General features: G+C 63.3%; 23 protein-coding genes. 5 read left to right on the top strand and 18 right to left on the bottom strand.

From position 1 onward, the window contains the following. Nucleotides 1–28: 28 nt before the first annotated feature. Genes ISS99_RS06590 through ISS99_RS06580 form a run of 3 tightly spaced genes read right to left on the bottom strand, consistent with a single transcriptional unit; the run spans nt 29 to nt 1,924 of the window. Complete coding sequence (locus ISS99_RS06590; RefSeq protein ID WP_204630808.1) at nt 29–466, bottom strand: hypothetical protein; 438 nt, start codon at nt 464–466, stop codon at nt 29–31. A gap of 19 nt (nt 467–485) precedes the next feature. Continuing rightward, nucleotides 486–1,433, bottom strand: coding sequence for a serine/threonine protein kinase (locus ISS99_RS06585; RefSeq protein WP_204630807.1), 948 nt, complete (start codon nt 1,431–1,433; stop codon nt 486–488). Nucleotides 1,434–1,483: 50 nt separating this feature from the next. Then, nucleotides 1,484–1,924, bottom strand: coding sequence for a hotdog fold thioesterase (locus tag ISS99_RS06580; RefSeq protein ID WP_204630806.1), 441 nt, complete (start codon nt 1,922–1,924; stop codon nt 1,484–1,486). Nucleotides 1,925–2,007: 83 nt separating this feature from the next. On the opposite strand from ISS99_RS06580, the gene ISS99_RS06575 reads away from it, so the two are divergent. Continuing rightward, on the top strand, nt 2,008–3,066 hold the full coding sequence (locus ISS99_RS06575; RefSeq protein ID WP_284343778.1) for a 2Fe-2S iron-sulfur cluster-binding protein: 1,059 nt from the start codon (nt 2,008–2,010) through the stop codon (nt 3,064–3,066). A gap of 102 nt (nt 3,067–3,168) precedes the next feature. On the opposite strand, the gene ISS99_RS06570 is transcribed toward ISS99_RS06575, so the two are convergent. The 3 genes from ISS99_RS06570 to ISS99_RS06560 all read right to left on the bottom strand — a co-directional run bounded on the left by ISS99_RS06570 (nt 3,169) and on the right by ISS99_RS06560 (nt 4,621). Further along, nucleotides 3,169–3,612, bottom strand: coding sequence for a rhodanese-like domain-containing protein (locus ISS99_RS06570; RefSeq protein WP_204630804.1), 444 nt, complete (start codon nt 3,610–3,612; stop codon nt 3,169–3,171). Nucleotides 3,613–3,692: 80 nt separating this feature from the next. After that, a complete protein-coding gene (locus ISS99_RS06565) occupies nt 3,693–4,112 on the bottom strand; it encodes a hypothetical protein (protein WP_204630803.1) in 420 nt (139 codons plus the stop codon). 26 nt (nt 4,113–4,138) lie between these two features. After that, complete coding sequence (locus tag ISS99_RS06560) at nt 4,139–4,621, bottom strand: YiiD C-terminal domain-containing protein (RefSeq protein ID WP_204630802.1); 483 nt, start codon at nt 4,619–4,621, stop codon at nt 4,139–4,141. Nucleotides 4,622–4,885: 264 nt separating this feature from the next. Here ISS99_RS06560 and ISS99_RS06555 point away from each other — a divergent pair, with 264 nt between their 5' ends. The 4 genes from ISS99_RS06555 to ISS99_RS06540 all read left to right on the top strand — a co-directional run bounded on the left by ISS99_RS06555 (nt 4,886) and on the right by ISS99_RS06540 (nt 10,346). Next, nucleotides 4,886–5,683: a uroporphyrinogen-III synthase gene (locus ISS99_RS06555; RefSeq protein WP_204630801.1), complete on the top strand. Its 798-nt coding sequence runs from the start codon at nt 4,886–4,888 to the stop codon at nt 5,681–5,683. A 9-nt stretch (nt 5,684–5,692) separates the two neighbouring features. Further along, nucleotides 5,693–6,811, top strand: coding sequence for a uroporphyrinogen-III C-methyltransferase (locus ISS99_RS06550; RefSeq protein ID WP_204630800.1), 1,119 nt, complete (start codon nt 5,693–5,695; stop codon nt 6,809–6,811). Continuing rightward, on the top strand, nt 6,808–8,067 hold the full coding sequence (locus tag ISS99_RS06545; protein WP_204630799.1) for a heme biosynthesis HemY N-terminal domain-containing protein: 1,260 nt from the start codon (nt 6,808–6,810) through the stop codon (nt 8,065–8,067). The genes ISS99_RS06550 and ISS99_RS06545 overlap by 4 nt, the downstream gene beginning before the upstream one ends. 614 nt (nt 8,068–8,681) lie before the next feature. Beyond that, entirely contained in the window at nt 8,682–10,346 is a 1,665-nt protein-coding gene (locus ISS99_RS06540; RefSeq protein ID WP_204630798.1) for a M35 family metalloendopeptidase, read from the top strand. 50 nt (nt 10,347–10,396) lie between these two features. On the opposite strand, the gene ISS99_RS06535 is transcribed toward ISS99_RS06540, so the two are convergent. From ISS99_RS06535 to ISS99_RS06480, 12 genes are all read right to left on the bottom strand, one after another. Then, entirely contained in the window at nt 10,397–11,095 is a 699-nt protein-coding gene (locus ISS99_RS06535; protein ID WP_204630797.1) for a response regulator, read from the bottom strand. Next, nucleotides 11,092–13,749: a sensor histidine kinase gene (locus ISS99_RS06530; RefSeq protein WP_204630998.1), complete on the bottom strand. Its 2,658-nt coding sequence runs from the start codon at nt 13,747–13,749 to the stop codon at nt 11,092–11,094. The genes ISS99_RS06535 and ISS99_RS06530 overlap by 4 nt, the downstream gene beginning before the upstream one ends. A gap of 204 nt (nt 13,750–13,953) precedes the next feature. Next, the gene (kdpC, locus tag ISS99_RS06525; protein WP_204630796.1) at nt 13,954–14,532 is read right to left on the bottom strand and encodes a potassium-transporting ATPase subunit KdpC; all 579 of its coding nucleotides are present in this window, start codon (nt 14,530–14,532) and stop codon (nt 13,954–13,956) included. Between the two features lie 10 nt (nt 14,533–14,542). Next, nucleotides 14,543–16,018, bottom strand: a complete 1,476-nt coding sequence (locus tag ISS99_RS06520) for an outer membrane beta-barrel protein (RefSeq protein WP_204630795.1) — start codon at nt 16,016–16,018, stop codon at nt 14,543–14,545. Between the two features lie 228 nt (nt 16,019–16,246). Next, nucleotides 16,247–16,450: a hypothetical protein gene (locus ISS99_RS06515; RefSeq protein WP_204630794.1), complete on the bottom strand. Its 204-nt coding sequence runs from the start codon at nt 16,448–16,450 to the stop codon at nt 16,247–16,249. A gap of 14 nt (nt 16,451–16,464) precedes the next feature. Further along, the gene (gene kdpB / locus ISS99_RS06510) at nt 16,465–18,537 is read right to left on the bottom strand and encodes a potassium-transporting ATPase subunit KdpB (RefSeq protein ID WP_204630793.1); all 2,073 of its coding nucleotides are present in this window, start codon (nt 18,535–18,537) and stop codon (nt 16,465–16,467) included. 34 nt (nt 18,538–18,571) lie between these two features. Next, entirely contained in the window at nt 18,572–20,374 is a 1,803-nt protein-coding gene (gene kdpA, locus ISS99_RS06505) for a potassium-transporting ATPase subunit KdpA (RefSeq protein WP_204630792.1), read from the bottom strand. Next, nucleotides 20,371–20,463: a K(+)-transporting ATPase subunit F gene (kdpF, locus tag ISS99_RS06500; protein WP_115496368.1), complete on the bottom strand. Its 93-nt coding sequence runs from the start codon at nt 20,461–20,463 to the stop codon at nt 20,371–20,373. The genes kdpA and kdpF overlap by 4 nt, the downstream gene beginning before the upstream one ends. 326 nt (nt 20,464–20,789) lie before the next feature. Further along, nucleotides 20,790–21,134, bottom strand: coding sequence for a hypothetical protein (locus tag ISS99_RS06495; RefSeq protein WP_204630791.1), 345 nt, complete (start codon nt 21,132–21,134; stop codon nt 20,790–20,792). Nucleotides 21,135–21,269: 135 nt separating this feature from the next. Beyond that, complete coding sequence (locus tag ISS99_RS06490) at nt 21,270–23,159, bottom strand: DEAD/DEAH box helicase (protein WP_204630790.1); 1,890 nt, start codon at nt 23,157–23,159, stop codon at nt 21,270–21,272. Between the two features lie 74 nt (nt 23,160–23,233). Then, nucleotides 23,234–23,815, bottom strand: a complete 582-nt coding sequence (locus ISS99_RS06485) for an FUSC family protein (RefSeq protein WP_204630789.1) — start codon at nt 23,813–23,815, stop codon at nt 23,234–23,236. 12 nt (nt 23,816–23,827) lie between these two features. Continuing rightward, a complete protein-coding gene (locus ISS99_RS06480) occupies nt 23,828–26,116 on the bottom strand; it encodes a DNA helicase II (protein WP_204630788.1) in 2,289 nt (762 codons plus the stop codon). Nucleotides 26,117–26,169 lie beyond the last annotated feature (53 nt).

The following is a 26,169-nucleotide window of genomic DNA, read 5'->3' as shown; positions in this document are numbered from 1 at the left end:
CCCCGATTTTGAGCAGGCCACGTGCGGCTCAGCGCAGTTTGAGCACCAGCCACGACAGCAGGGCCAGCACGTTCACGCCAAGGCGGGGAACGCCCGGGCCGTGGAATTCCAGGGCAAAGCGCTGGCTGCCGAAGGCCCAGGTAAGTTCCGGCCGGGTGGGGAAGTGCAGCGCCGCGTACAGATCGATGCAGGCACCGCAGTGCAGGGCATAGCTGAAGATCGGGGTAGCGATCAAAGGCAGTTGCAGCAACTGCGCCACGCTCGAAAAGCGGATGCCGCGCTCGCTGTTTTCCAGCAGCAGCACGCCGGCCACCAGCACGAAGGCGTATATCGCGAACTCGATCAACCCGAAAGCCGCCATCCGCAGCGGACCAAATGCGAGCAGGCGCGGCAGCACGATGGCCATGCCGTAGAAACCGCCGGCGACTTCGAGGATACCGATCAGGCGAAACAGGATTTGACGCATTCAGCACTCCAGCAAAAATTTATTCGAGTTCATCCGCCTGCTCGTGCAGGTCCGTAATGTGTTGTTCCCACCAGCGCGGCTCGCCGGCGAACGGAAACGCTTGAGGAAAGGCCGGGTCGTGCCAGCGCGCGGCGATCCATCCCCCATAGTGCACTTGCCGCATGGCGCGCAGGGCGGGAATCAGTGCCAGTTCGGTGTAGTCGAAGTCGCGCATCGATGCGTAGCCTTCCACCAATGCTTCCATGGCACGTTCATCGTGCGCAAGCATCCATAGATCCTGCACGGCCGGGCCCATGCGCGCGTCGTCGAGATCCACGAAATGCGGCCCGGCATCGGTCCACAGAACATTGCCGGGATGGCAATCGCCGTGCAGCCGCAACGTGCGCACTGTGCCGACTGCATCGAAGCGCGCGGCAACCAGCCGGTCCAGGCGTTCGGCTGCCTGGCGATAGCGTTCATGCAACGATGCGGGCAGCAGGCTGGAAGCAAGCACGGCACGCATCGGCTGCACGATGAGCGTGTCGCGATCGATCCGTCCTCGATGTGCAAACGTGCTGCGTGCGCCGACGCTGTGCATGCGCGCAATCAGGCGTCCCAGCCATTCCAGTTGATCGGCCGATTCCAGCGAAGGCGCACGGCCGCCGTGGCGCGGCGACAAGGCATAACGGAAGCCGTCGTGATGCAGCAGTGTGCGTCCGGCAAAACGAAGCGGCGCGACCACCGGCAGCTCCGCATCGGCGAGTTCCTGCGCGAAGGCGTGTTCTTCGAGGATCGCGGCATCGCTCCATCGATGGGGGCGATAGAACTTGACGATCACCGGCGCGCCGTCTTCCAGACCGACCTGCCAGACGCGGTTTTCGTAGCTGTTCAGAGCAAGCAGCCGCCCGTCCGGCCAAGGTCCGCAGGCGGTGATCGCGTCCAGCACCAGGTCGGGCGTGAGGCGGGCGTAAGGGGTTTCTTCGGGCATGCGCTTTTACTCCCTGTCCTGCCGGGGAGGGCGAGCCACGTTTCTGTGCATCAGCGCGAACCCACGGCCGTGGCCGGCACTACCGCCATGGTCAGGCGCGAGATGCATACCAACTTGCCGGCCTCGTCTTCGATGCGGATTTCCCATACCTGGGTCGAGCGTCCCACGTGCAGGGGACGGGCCGTGCCGGTGACGGTGCCGCTTAGTACGCCGCGGATGTGATTGGCGTTGATATCCAGGCCTACCGCGCGCTCCTTTTCGGGGTCCAGCACGAGCATGGCCGCGGTGCTGCCCAGGGTTTCGGCCAGCGCCACGGAGGCTCCGCCGTGCAGCAGGCCATAGGGCTGGTGGGTGCGGGCGTCCACCGGCATCGTGCCCTGCAACCAGTCGTCGCCGACGGCGGTCAAGCGGATACCCAGCGCCTCCATCAGCGTGTTTTTGCTCCACCCGTTGAGTCGGGCGAGGTCGGTGTCCTGTTTCCAGATGCGCATGGCTTGATACTCGTGGCGTAAGCCCGCATTGTCCGCCGACCGCCACCGCGGCGACAATGCGGGATCGCCCAGAGCCATTCATTGTGCACACCGTTACTCTCAAGAACTCCGGCCGCCGTTTCCAGGTGAAGCCCGGGGAAACCGTGCTGGAAGCCGCGCAGCGCGCCGGCATCGCACTGCCGTACTCCTGTCGCGCCGGCGTATGCGGAAGCTGCAAGGCCATCCTGGTCGAAGGCCGTTGCGAATACCCGCGCAATCCGCCTACCGCGCTGAATGCGCAGGACCGCGTGCGTCACGCCGTGCTGTTGTGCCAGGCAGTGCCGGCCAGCGATCTGCTGCTGGAAGCGCGCGAGGTGACATCGGTGGAGGACATCGCGCGCCGCCAGCTGGCCGTGCAGGTGAGTCGCAAATGGCAGCTGGCGCCGGATGTGATCGGCTTGCAACTCCAGCCTGCGCCGGGCGAACTGCGCTTGAACTGGCTGCCGGGGCAATACCTGGACGTGCTGCTGGACGAAGGCCGCCGTCGCCCCTTTTCCATTGCCAACGGGCCGCAGGCCGACGGTGCCATCGAGTTGCACGTGCGTCACGTCGCCGGTGGCGGCTTCACCTCGTGGGTCAGCGAAGTGCTGAAAGAAGGCGACGCGTTGCGCATCGAAGGCCCGCTGGGTACGTTCGTGGCGCGCGAGGATTCGGAGCGGCCGATGGTGTTCATGGCCGGCGGCACCGGTTTTGCGCCGGTGAAGGCGATCCTCGAGCACTTCATGGAGCTGGGTACGCGGCGCTCCATCGACGTGTACTGGGGCGCACGCAATCCGGAGGATCTATACCTGCGGACGCTGGCCGAGACGTGGGCCGCCCGCGCGCACGACCTGCGCTTCCACGCCGTGCTGTCCGATCCGGAACAGGCGCTGGCCGCGGGCATGCGGGCCGGCCTGGTGCACGAAGCGGTGCTGGAGGACCAACCGGACCTTTCCGATCACGATGTCTACATGAGCGGACCGCCCGCGATGATCGATGCGGGTCGCACGCTGTTTGTCGAAGCGGGCCTGCCGGAAGACCGGCTGTATTACGACTCGTTCGATTACGCGCCGGATGTGCTGGCGCAGATTCTTGCCGGGCGGGCGGGCCTCAGTGAGGCTTGATCGGTTCGTAGGTCGGGTTAGCGAAGCGTAGCCCGACGTTCTGGTGCGATATTGTCGGGTTACGCCTCGCTAACCCGACCTACAAGTGCCATTCCTTGTCGCTCAGTTCTTGCCCTTGGCGACCGGCAACTGTGCTGCCTGCCAGGCCAGTACGCCGCCGGTCAGCGTGTAGACACGGGTGAAGCCGGCCTTGACCAGGCGCTGTGCGGCGCCATCGCTGGTGCGGCCGTCCTTGTCCATCACCACGACGGGCAATTCGCGGGCCTTGACCAGGTCCTTGTGTTCCGGGTCGAACTGGCTCATCGCGACGTGCTTGGCGCCCGGCACGTGCATTTTTTCGAAATCGGCGATGGCGGACAGGTCGATCAGCAGCGGGTTGTCGCGGTTGATCAGCTGGGTCAGTCCGGCCGGGGTGAGTCCTTTGTACTTGCGCAGCAGCACCATGATCTCGGTGACGATCAGGGCGATCACCAGCGCAACGAGCGCCAATGACAGCTCGAGGTGGTTGCGCAGGAACTCGGGCAGCTTGTGCAGGAAATCGTTCATGAAAAGGCCGGGCGGTTGGCAGGCAAACGCCAATTATAGGCGAGTTGCCCGTGAGTTCGCCGCAGGGGCGGCGGGGTGGCTCAGTCGCTGCCTTGGGTGATGTCCGGAAGCCCGGTTTCCAGCCACCAGTGGTTCTTTTCCTGGTCGTAGTGCCAGGTCTGGTGGTCCACGATGGTGCGTACGGACTGGGTATGGATATTGGTCAGGCTGATGTGCACCACCTGGCGGATTTCGTTCGGACTGACCGGGATCGGGCCGTTGCCGTCGTCATAGTCGCTGACCTGGACTTGCTTGAAGCGTGCGAGGTCCAGGTCGGTAAGCGGGTGCGCGTTGCGCACCTTGGGATCGACGAACCGCTCGGCCGCCTCGAAGCCATCCCAGCGCACGGCGTTGGCGTATTCGATCATGGTGCGCGAAAGGGCGTCGCTGCGCTTGTCGGTGGCGCAGCCGGACAACAGCAGCACCGTCAAAAACAGAATCAGGCCGGCAATACGGCGCATAGGTATCGACTCCCTCCCAGATCCGGTCATTGTGCCGCAGTGTCGCGGCGCTTCGCCACGAACTGTGCCGCAAGCGTGGCCGCCGGCTTGCCGTCTTCGCCGGGGACTTCGGCCGTCACTTCGATGCGCGCGCGGCCACGACTGGCCAGGGTGGCAAAGAAAACTTCCCAGTTGGCGTCCTCGGCGGGTATGGCCCGGGCCTGGAAATCGCCCCAGACCGGGCTGAGATAGCGCACCGAGGAGGTGCCGACGAACACGTCGCAATCCTCGCCGCGGGCGCGCAGGGCCAGTTCGACCAGTCCCCATCCGGTCAGCGTCATCAAGCTGACCAGGCTGCCGCCAAAGGCGCAGCCCTTGTCGTTGACGTTGGGGGCCAGCGGGCTGACCAGAATGAGTCGTTCGCCATCGTAGTCGCCCAATTCCAGCGCCATGGCGCGGGTGAGCGGAATGCCTTCGCGGATAAAGGCCACCAGCGCCTGGGCTGCGGCTCGTTGATCGATGTTGTCCATCCAGTGATCGTGTTGCAGGGGAGGGGAAGCGAACAGTGTAGGTGCTAGGGCCTGTTAGCACTATTTTCGTAGCCCGCGTTGTCGTTGAGTGGCCGCCATGCGGCGTCATCGCGCGGTCGTGTACGGACGTGCACTCCCTCACTTTTCCTTGGCTGGCGAGCAAACAGCTCACGGCGCGGGCCACGAAAATAGTGCTAACAGGCCCTAGACTCGGGTTTCATCTCCCCTGGTCCTGCCTTCATGGAATCCGGTGTCCAGCCTCCCATGCCAGCCGATGCTGCCGGTCCCTTGGCCGGTTGCACGATAGTCGTAACCCGGCCGGCCGGAACGGCGGGGGCATTGGCGCGACGGATACGCAGGCAAGGAGGCGTGCCGTTGCTGCTGCCGGGCCTGTCGCTGCGGGCGATTCCCCAACCCCTTGCGCTGGAGCCGTGGCAGCACGCACAGAACGATGACGTGCTCATTTTCACCAGTCCCGCCGCGGTGCGTTACGCGATGGCGTTGGCGCCGCTGGTAACGCGAGGCATGGTCATCGCGATCGGACAGGGCACGGCCCGTGCGCTACGGCGGCACGGTATCTCGGCACAGATTCCTGCCGCGGCGCGCCAGGACAGCGAAGGCGTGCTGCATCTGCTCGGCGCGCAGCCGTTGCAGGGCCGGCACGTGGCTTTGATCACGGCCCCGGGAGGGCGTGGCTTGTTGCAGGAGCAGCTGGCCACGCGCGGTGCCGTAGTGCGCGAAGTACACGTCTACGAGCGCACCGCGCCCCGTTTGAACCGGCGTCACCTGCAAGCCGTGCTGCAATTGCCTGCCACGGCCTGCATGCTGCTTTCCAGTGGCGAAGCGTTGCAGCACCTGATGCAGCAACTGTCGGGGCAGGCACGCCTGCGATTGCGCGCAGCCATGGTCATCGTCAGTAGCGAACGCCTCGCCGAACAGGCGCGCTCGGCGGGTTTCGAGCGCTGGCAGGTGGCAGCCTCGGCCAATCAGGCCGATCTGCTGGCGATGGCCGCGGAGGTTTGTTCACGCGCACGCCACGAAGCGGGCCGCGCGGGCTGTTAGCATGCGCCCATGAGCCAGGACGATCTCACCCCCGAACGCAGCCCCGCGCCCGCCGGCGCCTCCTCCGACCCAACGCGTGCCAGTCGGCCGCCCACACCCGCCCGCTCCAGCGGCGGAACGCTGGCGCTGGCTTTGCTGCTTGCGCTTATCGCCGTCGTCGGTGTGGGCTATGTCGCCTGGCGGCAATGGCAGCTCGCGCACATCGATGCCGAAGCCTTGCGCACCGCCGCCAATCTGGAAGAGCGGGTCAACGCTGTCGAGCACACGCTGTCGGGCAGCACCAACCAAAGCGCCACGTTGCTGCAGCGTTTGAACGATGCCGACCAGGTCAACCGCTCCTTGCGCGAAGAACTGCTCGCGCAGGACCAGCGCGTACGCGACCTGGAAGAAGCCGTCGGCAAGCTCTCGGAAAGGACGCTGTCCGGGCAGGACGCCATGCGCCTGGATGAAACCGAATCGCTGCTGCGCATGGGCACCGAACGCTACACGCTGTTCCACGATGCGCAGGGCGCAGCGCAAGCTTACGCACTGGCCAGCCAGACCTTGGCCGGCGTGACCGACAGTGCCTTCGGCGGTGTACGCCAGAGCATCGATGCCGAGCACGAGGCGCTGATGAAAAGCCAACCCGCCGATCGCCAGCAACTGCTGGATGCCGTCGTGCAGTTGCGCGGCGATCTTCCGCAATGGCCGTTGAAGCCGCTGGATGAGCCCGCAACCGCGCAAACGGATGGCATCTGGGCGCGTCTGCGCCGTGCGTTCCGCAGCGTGATCACCATCCAGCACGACCAAGGCAACGGCCAGCTCGCCGATATCGCCGACGCGCGCCTCGTGCGCGAGATGACAGCTTTGGAACTGGCGCAGGCACAGGCTGCGTTGATGGCCTGGGACGATGACGCCGCGATCGCCGCCTTGAAGCGCGCCGATGCCAGCCTCACGGCGCAGTTCGATCCGCAGTCGGCGTCAGTGCAACAGGCGCATCAGGGCATTGCCGCATTGATTGCCAGGATTACCCCGGCCATGCCGGTGAAACTGGGCGGTGCCTTGGGCGAGTTGCGCAACCTGCGCGCCGTGCACGTGCTCAAGCCCGGTGCCGACACCACGGCACCTGCCGCCGGGACCAAGCCATGAAGGTCTGGCGATGGATTCTGCTGCTGGTGATCGTTGCCGCGCTGGCTGCGTTCGGCTGGCATTGGGTGGCGGAGGATCCGGGCTACGTGCTCGTGCGCTTCCGCGGGTACACCATGCAGACCAGCCTGCTTGCGGCGATCGTGTTGCTGTTGCTGGCATGGATGGTCATCACCGCGTTGTGGCGCCTGGTTCGCTGGCCCTTCGGTGCCTTTTCGCGCCGCCATCGCCGGCTCAGCCAGCAACGCCTCGCCGAGGGCCTGGTTGCGTTGATGGAAGGGCGGCATGGTGATGCGGAGCGCGACCTCGGTCGCGCCTCGCGCCTGGATACCTTGCGTGGTCCGGCGCTGCTCGCCGCTGCCGAAGCCTCCTCGCGCCGCGGCGAACACAGTCGCGCACTGGAATCGCTGGACGAGGCTGCGCAGTTCGCGCCGCGTGCCGCACGTGTTCTGCGCGCCCGCGTCTTGCGTCGCGATGGACGTCCCGGCGAAGCGCTTGCCTTGCTGACCTCGGAAGCCGATAGCGGCAATCTCAGCCCCGGCGGCTGGCGTGAATATGCACTCGCCGCACTGGCCAGCGGCGACACGCGCCGCGCACGCGAAGCATTGGGCCCGCTGCAGAAAAGCGGCGTGCTCGGTGCGCGTGCGTACAACACGCTGGAGACCCAGGTACTGGTGGCAGGCATCAATGCCGCTACCGACGGCTCCGAGTTGAACACTTTGTGGTCGCAACTGCCCAAGACGCAGCGTCGCGCACCGGTCGTCATCGATGCATACGCACGCAAGGCAGCTGGCTATGGGTTGGAGTTGCCGGCGATGGATGAAGTGGAATCGGCCTTGCGGCGCGAGTGGTCGTCGCTGCTGGTCGAAACCTACGGCACGCTGCCGGGCGGCGACCTGGAGGCGCGCCTGCGCCGCGCCGAATCCTGGCAGGATGCACATCCGAACGATGCGGGCCTGTTGCTGGCCTTGGGCCGCATGTGCGTGCGCCTGAGTCAGTGGGCCAAGGCACATCAGTATCTGGAACGCGCGCTCGCGCTGGCACCCAGTGCCAACGCGTGGGAAGCGCTTGGCGATACCTATACCGGCCAGGGCGATGCCACCCTGGCGCAACGCTGCTACCGCAACGCGATCGCCATTGCACGAGGTGAAAACACCGAAGCATTGCCGAGCAAGAATGTGATCGGTGGCCGTCTGGATACGCGGCCCATCGCCATCGAGGAACGCGACGAGCACGGCGTGCCGCGCTTGCGCAACTGATCGAAATATCCCTAATTTAGATATTTCAGTGCGGTCTGATGTTTCTGCGGACACCAGCCACTTAAATTTTATTTGCCCACTTGATTGATCTTTCGCGAGTGGTTGTGGTGTACAGGATGTATCTGGGACAAGGATGTCTCCCCCCTTTTCAGATATTGCCCAAGGCGGCTCATTCAGCACCCTGCAGAAAGCGACACTAAGCCGCAGGCTTGGTTTTCAGCCGACAGCACCCTCTGTTTTTCCTTGGGTTTCCCAACAAGGCGTGCAGGCCATGCGCGGTTTGGATGTGCGTTCAATCCCAGGCTTCTCTCGATACGACGTTGACTCACCACGTATGTGGCGTGGTGCCTTGGCGTGAGGAATGTTGCGCATTTTGCAGTGCGTTGAGATAAGCACGTTATTGGCCTGGCGTTGTGCGAGTCAGTGCCGATGCGCCGCTGATGGTATCCATGAAGTGATGGCGCGTGTTCGTTCGTCGTGTAGTTCAAGCGCGCGCCATTTCGGCTTAGTTCTGGACAGAAATTCGTCTATCCGGACGTCGTGCATAAATATGTAATGCTCAAGGACCTTGCGACTTCGGTAGCTTATCGGTCACTACACAAAAGGTCGTGACGATGGATACGTTATCGAAGGGCTATTCAAGCAACGCCACATTTCAAGCGGATAACGCGCTGACGCTTACGCAGCGCATGGATGGCAAGGGACTGGGGTCGCGTCAGTTTGACCAGGGATCTTTGGTCAAGCCGAATCCATCGCCCTGGCATGCTGACGCCGCAAAATTGTCTGATGCATCGAATTTGAAAGAATCGTCAAGCATGTTGTCGCGCATGGGCGGCATGATGAAAGCTGTAGCCGACCAGACTAAGTCATTTAGGGACTTTACCGACAAAGGGTCGCGCTTAGGTGGTTTGATGGCGGGGCAGGGAAAGGTCGCAGCTGACGCGCAAGGGGATTTTTTCGATAAAGGGTCGAGCTTAGGTGGTATGAGGGCCGGGCAGGGAAAGATCGCAGTTGACACGCATGAAAAAAACACCGGACAAACTGCTTCGCCGCAAGGCGATGGCACTTCGAAATCGCAGCTGGATCGCTATCAGGTGTCCCCATCGGTGGTCGCTGGCCATCAACCCGATCGCAATGGCATCTACACGATTCCTTCGAGCAAACCCGGAGAGTCGGCGCTTCACTTCGCCAAGATGGGCGACAAGCTCTATCAGGTAACCGACTTCAATCCGCAGACGCAAACTTGGCGCGTGATGGATCATGCCTCGGGCGGCAGAGGGCCGGAGCTTGCGAGGGACGCGAAAGGAGAGTGGCAACCCGTCGCAACGCAGCAGCAGGCAACACCACCTGCTGCAAATGCAGGCTGCGCTTGCGGCCAATGCACACCTTCAGCGACAAATTCAGCGCAGCCACCACAGCAGGTGCAACGAGGCCCTCAGGGTCAAGGCGGAGCTCAGGGTCAAGGCGGAGCGCAAGGTCAAGGCGGAGCTCAGGGTCAAGGCGGAGCGCAAGGTCAAGGTGGAGCGCAAGGTCAAGGTGGAGCGCAAGGTCAAGGTGGAGCGCAAGGTCAAGGCGGAGCGCAAGGTCAAGGCGGAGCGCAAGGTCAAGGCGGAGCGCAAGGTCAGAGCAGACCTCGGAACCAATCGCCTCAGCAAACGAGGCAGCAGGCGCAGGCACCAGTTTCTCAGCAGGGGAAAACGTCTGACGCGATGTCCGGCAACGATCAGCCTGGAAAGCTGAAACTCATGCAAGCTTGCGACGCGGCGATCCAGAAAGTGCAAACGGCTTTGTCCAAGCTGGACAAGCTCAATAATCCGGCGGACATGCAGAAACTGATCGAACAATTCGGGCCGTCTGCCGCCACCCCGGAGGGCCTTGCGAAAATCAAGAATGTCATGGAATCGACGCTACGCGGGCTTGAGTACACCAAGTCGGCGGGTGGCGCCAATCTCGATCTTCAGGACTTCGCGAGCGGAGCGACGAGCGGTATTCCCGCGACGGCCGCTGCGGTGTCGATAGGTGGCGGTAAGGTGATCTTCTCCAAGGATGAAGTGCAACGGAAGGACATTTCCTCGCTTGCCGAAACGATGACGCACGAGATGAGTCATGCGTTTGCCGGTACCAAGGATCATTGGTATTTGGATGGCCGTGGCAACCATACGTCCACTTACCGCCCTGGAGGCCAGGAAAGGGATGTAGCGCCGAATGCTCCTACATTCGCGAATGCGGTAGACAACGCGGACGATATCGCGCGCGCGGTCTCGAAGTTGTCGGCTTGAGGAGTGTTTCACAGCGGCGCGCCATGGTTCCGCTGACTATGGCGCGCAGTTCAAGGGCCGCCTGGAAGAAAGCGATAGCCCACACCGGGTTCGGTTTTCAGCCAGCGGGGCGTGGCCGGGTCATCCCCCAGCTTCTGCCGCAACTTGCCCAGCACGATGCGCAAGTAATGCGTGTCCTGCACGTGCGTGCCGCCCCATATCTCGCGCAACAATTGCTGCTGACTCACCACGCGTCCCGCGTGGCGCACCAGCATGGCCAGCACGGCGTATTCCTTGCGCGTCAGCGCCAGAGGGGTGCCGTCTAGCATGACTTCGCGCAGGCCCAGGTCGATGTGCAGGCGCTCATCCTCATAACGCGGCGGGGCTTCGGTACCCACGACGCGATTGCGCAGCAAAGCACGCAGGCGGGCCATCAACTCCTGGATGCCAAACGGCTTGGTCATGTAATCGTTGGCGCCGGCGTCCAGTGCTTTCACTTTTTCCTGCTCGGTGTCGCGCACCGACAGCATCAGCACGGGTACCTGCGTCCATTGGCGTAATTCGGCCAGCACGTCGTGACCTTCGCGATCGGGCAGGCCGATATCCAGCACGATCACATCCGGGTCGCGCGTGGCGGCCAGCGCCAGGCCTTCCGCGCCGTTGGCCGCCAGCAGCACGTCATAACCCTCGGCGCGCAGGCCGATATCGAGAAACTTGCGGATCTGCGTCTCGTCGTCGATGACCAGCACGCTAGGGTTGGCAGCACTCATGGCGCGGGCGGATTGGGCAGGGGCAGGCTGATACGGATGGTGGTGCCAACGCCGTCGCCGGGCAAGGCCTCTACGCTGCCGCCGTGCGCGCCGATCATGCCGCGGCAGATCGCCAGTCCAAGGCCGGTGCCCTGCGGCGCACGATCGCCGCGGGCCACGGAATAGAACATGTCGAAGATGCGTGCGCGTTCCTCTTCCGGAATGCCGGGGCCGCGGTCGACCACGTCGAAGAACAGCCGGTCGCCCGCCACGCGCACGATCACGCGCACCGCTTCGCCGGGCGGCGAGAAGCGCGCCGCGTTTTCCAGGATGTTGAACAGCGCCTGCTCGATCAGTGCCGGGTGCACGAACAGCAGCACCGTCTCGCCGGGCAGAAGCGTGTCCACGCGCAACTCGGGAAACAGTTTGCGCAGGCGCGTGATGGCCGAGCCGACGATTTCCGCCGCGTCGGTCCAATCGCGGTTGAGTTTCAGCGTGCCATGGCCAAGCCGGGTCATGTCCAGCAAGTTCTGGATATAACGATCCAGTCGCTGGCCCTCGCCGAGGATGGCGCCGAGCAGCTCCTGGCGCTCTTCGGCGGGCAATTGATCCCAGTAACTGGAAAGCGTGCCGGCCGAGCCGATCATCGACGCCAGCGGCGAGCGCAGATCGTGCGATACGGATGACAGCAGGGCGTTGCGCAGGCGTTCGGTTTCGCCCTGCACGCGCGCGCCTTCCAGTTCCGACGCGAGCCTGGCACGCTCCAGCGCCTGGCCGATATCCTGCACCATCGCCAACGCCAGGCTGCGCCGTTCGGTGTCCGGCGAATTGCCGTTTTCGAAGTGCAGGGCGGCCACGCCAAGATGGCGATCGTCCGTGCCCAGCGGCAGCATCCAGCAACGGGCGGCGTTGAGCGTATCGGTGAAGCGCCCGGCCGGTTCGGCGTGTTGCTCGCACCATTCCGCCGCGGCCATGTCCTGCGTGCTCATGTTCAGCGTGCGCGAACTGTTGGCCGATACCTGCAGATGATGTTCCACGTCGCGCGACAGAATCGCTGCCTCGCAACGCAGGCCGTGTGCCAGTGCGGCAGCACCGACTTCGCGCACGCCGTCGGCATCGGCGCTGGCGGCGAGACGTTGGCCCAGTGTCAGCAGCGCGTGCGAGTAATCGTGCGCGGCGCGCAGCGATTCCACCTGGCTGGCCAGCCGTGTGGCAAGGCGACTGCAGATCAGCGCCACCAACAGGAACAGGGTGACCGCCAGGACATCGTCCGGATTGGAAATGGCCAGCGTGTAGCGCGGCGGCGCAAAGAAGAAGTTGTAGCCGATGAAGCACAGGATGGCGGTGTACATCGCCACCGCCATGCGCGTACGCACCGCGACGATCATCACGCCGGTAAGAAAGATCAAGGCGAGATTGGCCACCGAAAGATAGCGATCGGCGATGAACGCCAGGCCGATCGCCAGCGCAGTGACCACGGTGGCGAAAATGTATTCGTCGCGTCGCCCGCGCGCCGGCATCAGGCGCAATCGCCGGCGTGCGCGTACGCGCTCCGCCGGTGTGGCGATAATGGTCAATTCCAGATGGGCGCCCCGGCGCAGCAATTGCTGCGTCAACGAGCGGCCGAATATGCGGGCAAGCAGGCGCTCGCGCGTGCGCCCCAAAATGATCTGGCCGACGCCTTCGCGATCGGCGTGTACCAGCAATTCGTCGGCAATCGCATGGCCGCGCAGTACGGTGGCGTCGCCGCCAAGACGGCGTGCCAGGCGCATGGCGGTGTCGACGCGTTCGCGCCGCGCGTTATCCAGCGGCGCCCCCGTATCGACGAACACGACACTCCACGGCGCACTGCGCCGTTCTGCAATGCGGCGCGCGATGCGCACCAGGTATTCGCTTTGAGCATATCCGTCGATGGCCGCCATGACACGCCGGCGCACCGGCATTGCGCTGCCGCGCGCCAGCATGTGCTCGCGCAGATCGCTGTCGACGTGGCCAGCGACGGTGTCCACCGCCAGCTCGCGCAAGGCGCCCAGGTTGGTGGGCGAGAAGAAGGCATCGAGCGCGGCGGCGGCAGTTTCCGGTACGTAGACCTTGCCTTGTCGCAGGCGGCCGATCAGTTCGCGTGGCGGCAGATCGATCAGCACGATGTCGCGTGCGCGATCGAGGAACGCGTCCGGCACGGTTTCGCGCACGGTGATGCCGGTGATGCGGCGCACCTGGTCGTTGAGGCTTTCCAGGTGCTGCACGTTGAGCGCGGTATAGACCTCGATGCCCGCGTCGAGCAGCTCGGCGATATCCTGCCAACGGCGTTCGTGGCGGCTGCCAGGAACATTGCGATGAGCCAGTTCGTCCACCAGCAGGATTGCCGGTTTGCGCGCCAGCGCCGCATCGACATCGAACTCGGTGAAATCGCGCCCCTGGTAATTCAAGGTGAGCCGCGGCAACACCTCCAGTCCTTCGAGCATGGCGGCCGTTTCGGCGCGGCCGTGCGTTTCCACCAGCCCGACCACTACGTCAATGCCCTGGCGCTTGAGTTCGCGCGCGGCAGACAGCATGGCGTAGGTCTTGCCCACGCCAGGTGCGGCACCCAGGAAAATCTTCAGGCGGCGGCTGCTGTCTTCCTGCACGACATCGAGCAGGGCGTCGGCGCGTGCGTCACGGGAGGCTTCGGTCATGCTCACATCTTAGCTCCCTCTCCCTCGGGGAGAGGGAATGAATGGGCTCTTTGCGTTTACTCCTTCTCCCCTCCGGGGAGAAGGTTGGGATGAGGGGACAATCTCGCGATGACGCTGACTGGAAAAACGCTTTGAAGCAGCGCCTTCGCAAGATTGGCTACTCACCTCAATCCTCTCCTCGCAGGGAAAAGCAGGAAGAGCGAATCAACGTGCCTGCAACTTGTCCAGTGCCAGATTCAACTGCAGCACGTTCACGCGTGGCTCGCCTAGCAAACCCAGTTGACGGCCCTGCGTGTACTGCGCCACCAGTTGTTGCACCTGGTCAGTGCCTAACTTGCGCACGCGTGCCACGCGGGCAATCTGGTACTGCGCGGCAGCCGGACTGATTTCCGGATCGAGGCCGCTGCCCGAAGCCGTCACCAGGTCAGCCGGTATCGCGGCGTGATTATCCGGATCGGCCTTCTGCAGCGCATCGATACGCTGCTTCACCGCATCGCTCAGGGCCGGATTGCTCGGGCCCTGGTTGGAACCGTTGGAGGCGGTACCGTTGTCCGGCTGTGGCGAAGTGGCCGACGGACGACCCCAGAAATACTTGGGGTCGTCGAAGCTCTGGCCGATCAGTTCCGAACCGATCGGCTTGCCGTCACGCATGATCAGGCTGCCGTTGGCCTGGTGCGGAAACAGCACTTGCGCCACACCGGTGGCAACCAGCGGATAGACCAGGCCGGTGATGACGGTCATCACGATCAGCATGGAAAGGGCATTGCGAATCAACCGGCTCATGGCGGTTACCTCAGTAGTGAATGATCGCGTCGAGCAGGGCGACGAACTGATAGTCGCGATTGCCGCCGTTGTAGGCATTGGCGTCATACGAATGCTCGTAGCGGATTTCCGGCTGGATCTCCAGATCCTGTGTCACGTAGTGCGTAATGCCAAGCGTGTGGCTGCTGTAGCGCGTGGCGTAGCCGGTCTTGTATCCCTTTTCGTCGTTGTAGAACTCGTTGCGGAACGACAGCATGTTGTTGCTGTCCAGCTCGAAGTTCAGATAGTTCACAACGCCGAACGTGCCTGCCGTTCCGGCAAATTCGGAAGAGCCGGCGACGCCTCGCGTGCCGCCCGGCCCGAAACCGGGAATGTTGCGGCCGTACAGGCGATAGGCTTCGGTCTGCATGTGCACGCGCTTGCTGAACTTGTGGCCCCAGGTGGCCACATACATCTGCACGTTGTTGTAATTGACGTCCGATTTATTCCAATTGTTCACGCAGGGGTAGAGCATGTCGTTATTGTCGGCGGACACCCAGCGCAAGCAGGTCTGTAGTGACGGTCGCGCCGAGCTGTTCCAGGGCGCCGTGTCATTGCTGGCGTTCACGCCGATCTGGAAGGTCCACTGCTGATTCAGCCGGGTCGTGGTCATGATGCCGGTCTGGGTGTACGGGTCCTCGGTGTAGAGGATCGAGTGAGTCATCAGATAGTTTTGCGGCGAGAACTGAGCTTCGATATCCGGCAATGACAGATAGCGGCCGATGCGGATCACCATGCCCTCGGCCACCCATGGAATATAGATGTCGCCGTAGAACAGCATGGGATCGTCGCCGTAGATTTTGCCGTTGCTCGGCTGGGTCGGCGCGGGATTGTTCAGCAGCTGGTTGCTGAAAACGCCCTTGGTCACGGTGTAGTGATAGTCGTAGCCGTAAAGATTGGAGATATCGAAACCCCAATCGATGTGATCGGTCTGCACGGTATCTTCCACGCGCGTGATGGTGGCGACGAACTGGTCGAGTTCGATGCGGTTGGCGCGCGTGTTATAGGAGAGCGGTGCGTTGGACGAGTTGGACGTACTCAGGTTCGCCGCCGGCGTGACCCAGCCGAAGACTTCGATGTGGTTACGCTGCATCCAGTTGCCCAGCTTGGTGCAACCGAGGGCTTTTTCCAGCGGATAAGTGTCGTTTCCATCGGGTACACCGATCGGGTTCGCGACACCGCCCAGCTGCCATTCGGCACTTGGGAAGGGCGGAGAGTCCAGCGGGGCGTCCATCGCACGGCGTGCCGGCGAAGGTGTATTCGGATCAGCTGGCTGCGCATCCTCGCGGTAGGCAGCGGCAAAACGCGACAAGAAACCTTTGCTGCAATCGCCGCTTTCCGCGACGACGGACGCAGCCGGCGGAGCGCTGACGGGCTGGCTGCTGACGTTGGTCGACTGGGCCAATACCTGCGACATCGGCGCGACGGCTAGCAAAATGGAAGCGACAAGAGCCTTCTTGTAAAACATACCTTCCTCTCAAACGGGGCGTTACTGGGCGGCATCGCCCGATAAGAGCCTGTTTAATGTCTCCCCGCAGCCCGCCTGGCTGCTGAGTGATTGCCATGCGGCCGCGCGTGACTTGACCAGACAGCCAGTCTGGCGCTGCGCCACGCACGACCACCTGGCAATGACTCAACAACTAGGCGAACTACGCTGAGACATCAAACAGGCTCTAAGCGACGCCGATTTTGTTGGTCAGATGCCGGCGTAACCGCCAAGCACGTATTCGTCTTCCGCCGTCCTGGGCGCATCAGGCGCCCTGCCGGCTTCCCCCCTGGACTGGCCGCGTACGGGTAGCTCGATCACTACGTCGCAGTCGGAATCGTTGGACGAGACGCGTAATTCCATTTGCGGGTGATCAGCATCGGGTAGCGAGACACTCAGTTTCAGGGTTTGCATAGCGCAACGCCTCCTCAGGCGAGTCCAAACAAGACGAGCAGCATGTCGATGAGCTTGATGCCGAGGAACGGCACCACGATGCCGCCAAGGCCGTAGATCAGCAAGTTCCGGCGCAGCAGTGCACCGGCACCGAGTGCGCGGTATTTCACGCCCTTCAATGCCAACGGAATGAGAAAAATGATGATCAGCGCGTTGAAGATCACCGCCGACAGGATGGCGCTCTGCGGGGTGGCCAGCTTCATCACGTTCAGCGCATTCAGGGCAGGGTAGGTGGTCGCGAACGCGGCCGGAATGATGGCGAAATACTTGGCCACGTCGTTGGAGATCGAGAACGTGGTCAGCGAGCCGCGCGTGATCAGCATCTGCTTGCCGATCTCCACCACCTCGATCAGCTTGGTCGGGTTGGAATCCAGATCGACCATGTTGCCGGCCTCTTTCGCTGCCTGTGTGCCGGTGTTCATCGCCACCGCCACGTCGGCCTGGGCCAGCGCCGGCGCATCGTTGGTGCCGTCGCCGCACATCGCCACCAGGCGGCTTTGCGACTGCATCTGCCGAATGAGCTTGAGCTTGGCCTCCGGCGTGGCTTCGGCGAGGAAGTCGTCCACGCCCGCTTCGGCAGCAATGGCGGCAGCAGTGAGCGGGTTGTCGCCGGTCACCATCACGGTCTTGATGCCCATGCGGCGCAGTTCGGCGAAACGCTCCTTGATGCCGCCCTTCACGATGTCCTTCAGTTCGATCACGCCGAGGGCGCGGTCGCCTTCGGTCACGATCAGCGGCGTGGCGCCGCGGCGGGCGATGTCTTCGGCCATGCGCTTGACGGCAGGCGGCAAATGGCTGCCCTGGCCATCCAGATAACGTTCCACCGCATCCAGCGCGCCCTTGCGGATGCGGCGCTCGCCCATGTCCACACCGCTCATGCGGGTCTGTGCGGTGAACGGCACGAACTCGGCATGCAGGGATTCCAGTTCGCGTTCGCGCAGGCCGAACTTCTCTTTCGCCAGCACCACCACGCTGCGACCTTCCGGCGTTTCGTCGGCCAAGGAGGCCAACTGCGCGGTATCGGCCAGCGTGCGCTCTTCGATACCCGGTGCGGGATGGAAAGCCACCGCCTGGCGATTGCCGAGCGTGATGGTGCCGGTCTTGTCCAGCAGCAGCACGTCCACGTCGCCGGCAGCTTCCACGGCACGGCCCGAAGTGGCAATCACATTGGCGCGGATCATGCGATCCATGCCGGCAATACCGATCGCCGAAAGCAACGCACCGATGGTGGTCGGAATCAGGCACACCAGCAGCGCGATCAGCACGGTCAGGGTGATCGGGTTGCCCTTGCCGGCCACCTGCACGCTGTAGATGGAGTAGGGCAGCAGGGTGGAGCAAGCCAGCAGGAAGATCAGCGTGAACTTGGCCAGCAGGATGGTCAGCGCGATCTCGTTCGGCGTCTTGCGGCGTGCGGCGCCTTCTACCATCGCGATCATGCGATCGAGGAAGCTTTCGCCCGGGTTCTTGGTGATCTTCATCACCAGCCAGTCCGACAGTACGCGCGTGCCGCCGGTCACCGCGCTGCGGTCGCCACCGGCTTCGCGAATCACCGGCGCGGATTCGCCGGTGATGGCGCTTTCGTCGACGCTCGCGGCGCCGACCAGCACTTCACCGTCGCCCGGCACCTGCTCGTTCGCTTCCACCAGCACGAAGTGGCCGGCGCGCAGTTCGCTGGACGGGGTGAATACGATGGTAGCGTCGCGCTTGGGCTCGGCCAGTTTTTTGGCGATCACATCCTTGCGCGAGCTGCGCAAGGCGGCTGCCTGCGCCTTGCCGCGACCCTCGGCGAGGGCTTCGGCGAAGTTGGCGAACAGCAGTGTGAACCACAGCCAGATGCTGACCCAGAAAATGAAACCGGTCGGCGCTTCGCCGTGGCCGGTCAGCGCCTGCACCCACAGCAGGGTGGTCAGGATGCTGCAGACGAACACCACGAACATCACCGGGTTGCGGAACTGCAAGCGCGGGTGAAGTTTGCGGAACGAGTCTCCGACGGCCTTCCAGATCAATGCGCGATCGAATGAGCTGACGGCGTGTGTATGCGAAGTCATGGAATCGACATTCCTAATAAAAGCAGCCGAAAAATCAGTGCGCCGACATCAGGTATTCGGCAATAGGGCCGAGTGCCAGGGCGGGCAAAAAGGTAAGTGCGCCGACGATGATCACCACGCTGGCAAGCAGCGTCACGAACAACGGCGTGTGCGTGGGCAGCGTGCCGGACGATTCGGGCACGTGCTTCTTCGCGGCCACGGAACCCGCCAGCGCCAGCATCGCGATCGCCAGGGTGTAGCGCGCCAGGAACATGCACACGCTCAGCATCACGTTCCAGAAGGGGATGTTCGCGTTCAGGCCGCCGAAAGCACTGCCGTTGTTATTGGTGGCAGACGTCACCGTGTAGAGGATTTCGCTGAAGCTGTGCGCGCCCGGGTTGCCCACGGTGGCGACGGCCGAGGGTGTCATCACGGCAATGGCGGTGCAGATCACGACCAGCGCGCAGGGAATCAGCACGGCGAGGCTCGCCATTTTCATCTCGTACGCTTCGATCTTCTTGCCCAGGTATTCGGGTGTGCGGCCCACCATCAGACCGGCAATGAACACTGCGACCACTGCGAAAGCGAGCATGCCGTACAGACCGCAACCGACGCCGCCGAAGATCACTTCGCCCAACTGCATCAGCCACATCGGCACCAGGCCGCCCAGCGGGGTGAGCGAGTCGTGCATGTTGTTCACCGCGCCGCAGGAAGCGGCGGTGGTGACGGCCGTGAACAGGCTGCTGGCAGCGATGCCGAAACGGGTTTCCTTGCCTTCCATGTTGCCGCCCGATTGCAGCGCCGAGGCGTGCTGGTCGATCGACAGGCCATGCAGGATCGGGTTGCCGGCCTGCTCGGCGGCGGTCACACCAATGGTGAGCGGAATGAAGATCACCAGCATGGCGGCAAGAATTGCCCAACCCTGGCGGCGGTCGCCCACCATCTCACCGAAGGTGATGCACAGCGCGCCCGGGATCAGGAAGATCGCCAGCATTTCCAGGAAGTTGGAGAACGGCGTGGGGTTTTCATACGGATGCGCCGAGTTGGCACCGAAGAAGCCGCCACCGTTCGTGCCGAGCATCTTGATCGCGATCTGCGAAGCCGCCGGGCCCATCGGCAGGGTTTCCGTGGTGAGCTGTGCCGGCTTGGTGACGGCATTGCCTTGGGCATCCTTGACCGGATTGCCAGCCGCATCGGTGACCGGGTTGGCGTACGTCGTGGTCTGCACCACCGGCACGTCCACGTACGGCTTGAAGTTCTGGATCACGCCCTGGGATACCAGCAGCATGGCCAGCACAAACGACACCGGCAGCAGCACGTACAGCAGGGTGCGGGTGAGGTCCACCCAGAAGTTGCCGATGGTCTTTGCGGTCTTGCGGGCAAAGCCACGCACCACCGCCACCAGTACGGCAATACCCATGGCTGCCGAGACGAAGTTCTGCACTGCCAAAGCCGCCATCTGGCTCAGGTAGCTCATCGTCGATTCGCCGGAATAGGCCTGCCAATTGGTATTGGTGACGAAGCTGACCGCCGTGTTGATCGACAGGTCCGGGCTCAGCGCCGGGAAATGCTGCGGATTCAGCGGCAGCCACTGATGCAGGCGGAGGAAGGCATAGGTCAGCACCATGCCGAACACGTTGAACAGCAGCATGGAAATCGCGTAGCGCTTCCAGCCCATCTCTTCGTCGGCCTGAATGCCGCAAAGGCGATAGATGAGCCGCTCCAGCCCGCCACCCACGCGGTGGATGCGGTTGGGTTCGTCGGCATACACGTGCGCCATGTAGCGGCCCATCGGCTTGATGAGCAGCAACAGGACGACCAGATAGATGCCGATCTGGATGAAGTCGTTGAAAGTCATTCGAACCACTCCGGTTTCAACAGCGCCACGCACAAATAGACCGTCAGCGCCACCGCGATCACGGCGGCCAGTCCATAGAAGAAGTTCATGGGATTTGCTCCGTTAGAGAGTCACGGTCCGGCAGGACCGCTCAGCTGCGTGGCCCCAGTCGGTCGCAGAGCAGCAGGAAGCCCAGCGTGGCCGCAGCCAGCACGAAGCCGAAAAGCAGGTAGATAACGTCCATGGGTGTCACTCAATGCCTCACAGCTGCGCACTGTAAGGATCGGGGCATAAGAAGCGGGTAGCGAAAAACCCTGCGGGCGTATAGAACGCGTAAATTTTTTACGCGGCCGGGAACCTGCCCGACGGAAAGGGCGTCACCGCTCGACGCTTTCCAGGCCTTCGCCCTCCCTGCGTCGGCCAGGGCGGCGGAAGATCAGTGGAACGCGGACACTGCCCAGGTAATGAAGGCCGCGTTCACCGCGGTCAGGGTCAGGGCAGCCAGAAACAATACATCGGCGATGCGTTCCAGCCGATGATTGCGCCCCAGGCTGCGGGTGCGCAGCGCCCAATAGGACATCAGGCAGGCGGCGAGGTAGGCCATGGCGTTGATGGCCAGCAGATCGTCACCCAACACATCCGTGTGCCGCAGCGAAACCACCGCGCGAAGGATGCCGATCACCGTGAGGCACACGCCCACCATGGCGGCCGAGGCGGTAAAGATGTGCGTACAAATGTCGTGATCGAGCAGCTGAGGCTGAGTTTCCGCGTCGTTGTTCATGATTTGTCGAAACACAGGGGTATCGACAGTGATGGACCGGCTCGCGGCAGCCGGGTTTCACGGCAAGAGCCTGCGTTTAGCTTTGATTGTGGAAACGTTGCCCATGGAGGGCGGGTTACGCTGCGCTAACCCGACCTACGAAATGGCGCCCGACAGTTGCGGTGGGGCAAGTTGCTGCTGGATGTCGTTGATCGATCCGCGAATGCGCGCAGTGAATACCGATTCCTCGTGATGAATCAACACGAGTTGTTCGGTGGCACGGGTCATGGCGACATACAGCAATCGCGCCTCAAGTGCTTCATCCTGGTCCGGCTTGGGCATGCCGCCCACGTAAGGAATGATCACCAGCGGAAATTCCAGGCCCTTGCTGGAATGCATGCTGACCAGCTTGACGCTGTCCTCGGCACTGTACAGCGAGCGCTTGCCGATGCTGTCCGCCAGGCGACAGGCGATTCCCGCCTCTTGCAGCGCCTGTTGGATTTTCTCGCCCTCCCACTTGTGGCGGAAGATCACTGCCGCATCCGAAAGCTTGCGACCGCGTTCCCGTGCGCTGCGCAGCCGCTCGATCAAGGTGCGCAATTCGGCATTGGCATTTTCGGTGCGGATCAACTCGGGTACTGCACCGCGACGGCCGGCGCTTTCCGGCGCAATCAGCGGCACGCCATCGTTGTCGCCCTCGCGTTCGTCGAGCAGCTCGTGGGCGAAGCGGCGGGCTACCGAGAGAATTTCCAGCGTATTGCGGTAGTTGATGCGCAGGATGGTGGTGCGTCCCTGCGCCTGAACGCCCACGCTTTTCCAGGTGAATTTGGCCCGATCGGCCTTGCCGTAGATGTTCTGCGCATCGTCGTAGAGCACGAGCAGGGCGTTGGTATCCGGATCGACCATCTGCACGATCAGCTGATACCATTCCGGCTCGAAGTCGTGGCCTTCGTCGATCAGCACCGCACCATATTGGAAACGCGGAATGCGGCCCGCTTCCACCGCGGCCATCACGCGCTCGACCATGGCCTCGAAGAAGCCCTCGCCCTCTGGCGGCAGCGGTTCGTGGTAGGCCTCTAGCATCTTCCGGCACCACTTGTGGAAGTTGTAGACCTGCACCTTGTCGCTGAGGCCGCGCTCGCCCATCAATTGGTCCAGGCGCGCGGCCAGGGTCTTGTTGTAGCAGAGCACCAGGATCGGCTTGGCCAGCTTGCGTGCCAGATGGATGGCGCGATAACCCAGGATCATGGTCTTGCCGGAACCGGCCACGCCGTGAATGATGCGGTGTTCGTCGCCGAGCGAGCGTGCCAGCTGTTCCTGTTGCGTATCCATCACGCGGATCAGGTCGGGAATGGCGATGACCTTTTTTTCATCGGTGTCTTCGCCATAGGGCAGGCCGAACTGGCCTTCGCCCCATTCCACGCGCAACTCCGGAAACATGTGCCAACGGATGCGATCGATCTGCGGCAGCGTCAGCGCGCAGGGAAACACCTGCGTGAACATCGCCCACAGTCGTTCCTGGAAGGTTTCCGCATCGACCGTGTCGACCATTTCGTCACGGCAGATCACCAGGTGCGCGGGAATCACTTCCTGCAGGTTGCCGTCTTCGAATTGCTTGCGGCTGATGTTGCTCAACACCACGCCATGGGCCCAGGGCATGATCACGTGGCCTTCGTGCCGGTGTCCGGCGGGATGGCGCAGGGCTGGATCGCGCTCCAGCATCACCTTGATTTCCAGCGCGTAAGCGCGCGCCTGGAGCAGCGGATTGTGTTGCCTGACGGCGCCTTGGCTGGTGATCAGGGTGAACTGGGTCTTGTCGGCGGCGCTGATGGTGTCCTGCTTCCAGTCCTTTACTTCCAGCACCAGCAGGCCGCGGCGCGGATGGAACACCACGAAATCGGGCCGGGTCTGGCGCGGGCCGATCGGTACGTCGTACCAGAGCAGGTAGTCGTCTTCGAGCTTCTGTTCCAGACGCTCGGAAAAGCGCTTCTCGCCCGCCTGCATCTGCGCCAGGCTGCTATTGCGGGAGGGGATCAGTTTCGCCATCGATTGCGGTCCCTGCTCGGGTCTGGGCTACGCGGGCCATCATAGGGGACCGGGCCGAGACACTGAACAGGTCCTCAGGCGTCGCCGGCAGTCCAGTGATTGAGCCAGCGACGCTCGATCCAGTTGGCTGCCCCGGTAACGACCAGGGCACAGCCGATTCCCAGGGTGACTTCGCCCAGGCGGGTCAGCGCCACTGTCCAGAACGCGCCTTCGTGCGGCACCAGCATGACGATAGTGGCGGTGGTGGCGCTCAGCTTGCCGGCGTTGCCGACGTTGAAGCACCAGCACAGCATGATGACGGCCACCATGGTGCCGCCGTAGCACAGATAGCTGTCGCCGATCAGATACGTAGCCGCGATGGCGACCGCCGCGCCGATCGCGGCGCCGATCACCTGGTCGCGGGAGGAATTGCGCGTATCCAGGTACGTCTGCTGGGTCACCGAGATGGCGGTCAACGCGGCCCAGAACGCCTGCTGCGTGTGGAGCAGCAACCCCAGCCCGTAGCCGAGGCTGGCACCTGCCAAGGCCTGCAGCCCCATCGACAAGCCCTTCAGCAGGCGATGGCCCCAGGGCATGCCCTTGTAGAGCTGCACCAGTTGTTGCTGCACGTAGCTGAGCTGTCGCGCGCTCTCGCGGATGGGGTGTCGCTTGCTCATCGGTATCCCTTCCTATAGCGGAGTGAGGTTGGCGTAAGCGGCAACCAGCCACTTGCTGCCGGCACCTTCGAAGTTCACCTGCAGCCGGGTATGCGCGCCGCTGCCTTCGGCGCTGATCACCACGCCTTCGCCGAACGTGGGGTGGTTGACGCGCTGCCCCAGCTTCACCGGCAGGTCTTCCTTGAGCGATGGTGCCGGTTCGGCGAAACGACCGGCGTACAGCGGCCGGCTTACCTGCACGCGCGGACGCACTTCGTCGATCAGCGATGGCGGCACTTCGCCGAGGAAGCGCGAGGGGCGCGCCAGCATCTCGGTGCCGTGCATGCGGCGCGATTCGGCGTGAGTGATCACCAGGCGTTCGCGCGCGCGGGTGATGCCGACGTAGGCGAGCCTGCGCTCTTCCTCCAGGCGCCCTTCGTCTTCCACCGAGCGTTGGCTGGGAAACAGGCCTTCTTCCAGGCCGACCAGGAAAACCAGCGGAAATTCCAGTCCCTTGGCCGAATGCAAGGTCATCAACTGCACGCAGTTGTCCCACGATTCGCCCTGGCCTTCGCCGGCTTCCAGCGCGGCGTGCGACAGGAACGCGGAGAGCTCGCTCAGGCCCGCTTCGATATCGTCGGGCGTCATCTCGAAGCGGCTGGCTACGTTGACCAGTTCGTCGAGATTTTCCACGCGCGATTCGGCGTTGCCGCGGCTGTCCTTTTCGTAGAAGTCGCGCAGGCCCGATTGCACGATGGCGTGATCGATCTGTTCGGATAGTGGCAGCGCGTTTGAAGCCCTCTCCCCTCTGGGGAGAGGGTTGGGTGAGGGAGCGTTCGAAGTGGGGGCTTCGGGCAACAGCGACCCTTCAGTCCAACCCTCTTCCTGCTGCGAAGCGGGAGCAAAAGTCCGCGCCATCCCGTCGATCATGCCAAGAAAGCCTTTCACCGCATTCTTGGCGCGCCCTGCCAGCTCGTTGCTGCTGGAAAGCTCGTTCAATGCAGCCTCCCACATCGAAATGCCTTCGCCGCGTGCACGCCGGCGCAATACATCCAGCGTGCGGTCGCCGATGCCGCGAGGCGGCGTATTCACGGCGCGCTCGAAGGCCGCGTCGTCGTGACGATTGGCGGTGAGGCGAAGGTAGGAGAGGGCATCCTTGATTTCCGCACGCTCGAAAAAGCGCAGTCCGCCGTATACGCGATAAGGAATATCGTGCTGGATCAGCTGTTCTTCGAAATTGCGCGACTGGGCGTTGGAGCGATACAGGATCGCGCAGTCCTTGGCTTCGCCATGCTCGGCGATGTATTCGCGAATGCGTTCGACGACGAACCGCGCTTCATCTTGTTCGTTGTACGCGGCATACACGGCGATGCGCTCGCCTTCGTCGCCGGCCGTCCACAATTGTTTGCCGAGACGATTGCCGTTGCGCTCGATGACGCTGTTGGCGGCTTTGAGAATGTTCGAGGTGGAGCGGTAGTTCTGTTCCAGCTTGATGGTGCGTGCGCCGGGAAAGTCGCGCAGAAACTGCTGCACGTTCTCTACTTTGGCCCCGCGCCAGCCGTAGATCGACTGATCGTCGTCCCCCACCACGAACACCTGGCTGGTCTGGCCGGCCAGCACGCGGATCCAGGCATATTGCAAGGCGTTGGTGTCCTGGAATTCGTCGACCAGTACGTGGCGCCAGCGTTGCTGGTAATGCTCCAGGATGGCCGGCTGCTTCAACCAAAGTTCGTGCGCGCGCAACAGCAGTTCGGCGAAGTCGACCAGGCCGGCACGGCGGCAGGCATCTTCATAGGCCTGGTAGATCTGCACCAGGGTGCGGGTGACCGGGTGCTGGCCGTGCTCGATGTTTTCCGCGCGCTTGCCTTCGTCTTTCCAGCTGTTGATCTGCCAGGTGGCCTGGCGCGGCGGAAAGCGTGCTTCGTCCAGGCCGAGCCCTGCGACCACGCGCTTGACCAGGCGCTGCTGGTCGTCGGCATCCAGAATCTGGAAGCTTTCCGGCAATCCCGCTTCGCGCCAATGCCGGCGCAGCAGGCGGTGCGCGATGCCGTGGAACGTGCCTACGGTAAGCCCCTGGATGCCCCCCGGAATCAGGTTGTCCAGGCGCGCGCGCATTTCGCCGGCGGCCTTGTTGGTGAACGTTACCGCGAGAATGCCCCACGGCGGCACGCGCTCGACCTGGTTGAGCCAACCGATACGGTGTGTGAGCACGCGCGTCTTGCCGGAGCCGGCACCGGCGAGGACCAGATAGTGGCCGGGCGGCGCGCAGACGGCTTCGCGCTGCGCATCGTTGAGCGAATCGATCAGGTAGGAGACATCCATCGTGCGCATTGTAGCCGCTGGGCGGCCATGCATCTCCTTCACGCCCCTTCAGA

The sequence above is a fragment of the Dyella mobilis genome (assembly GCF_016904945.1).
GTDB lineage: Bacteria > Pseudomonadota > Gammaproteobacteria > Xanthomonadales > Rhodanobacteraceae > Dyella_B > Dyella_B mobilis.
The sequence above is the reverse complement of the archived record's forward strand: the minus strand, read 5'-3'. Positions and strand labels throughout refer to the sequence as shown.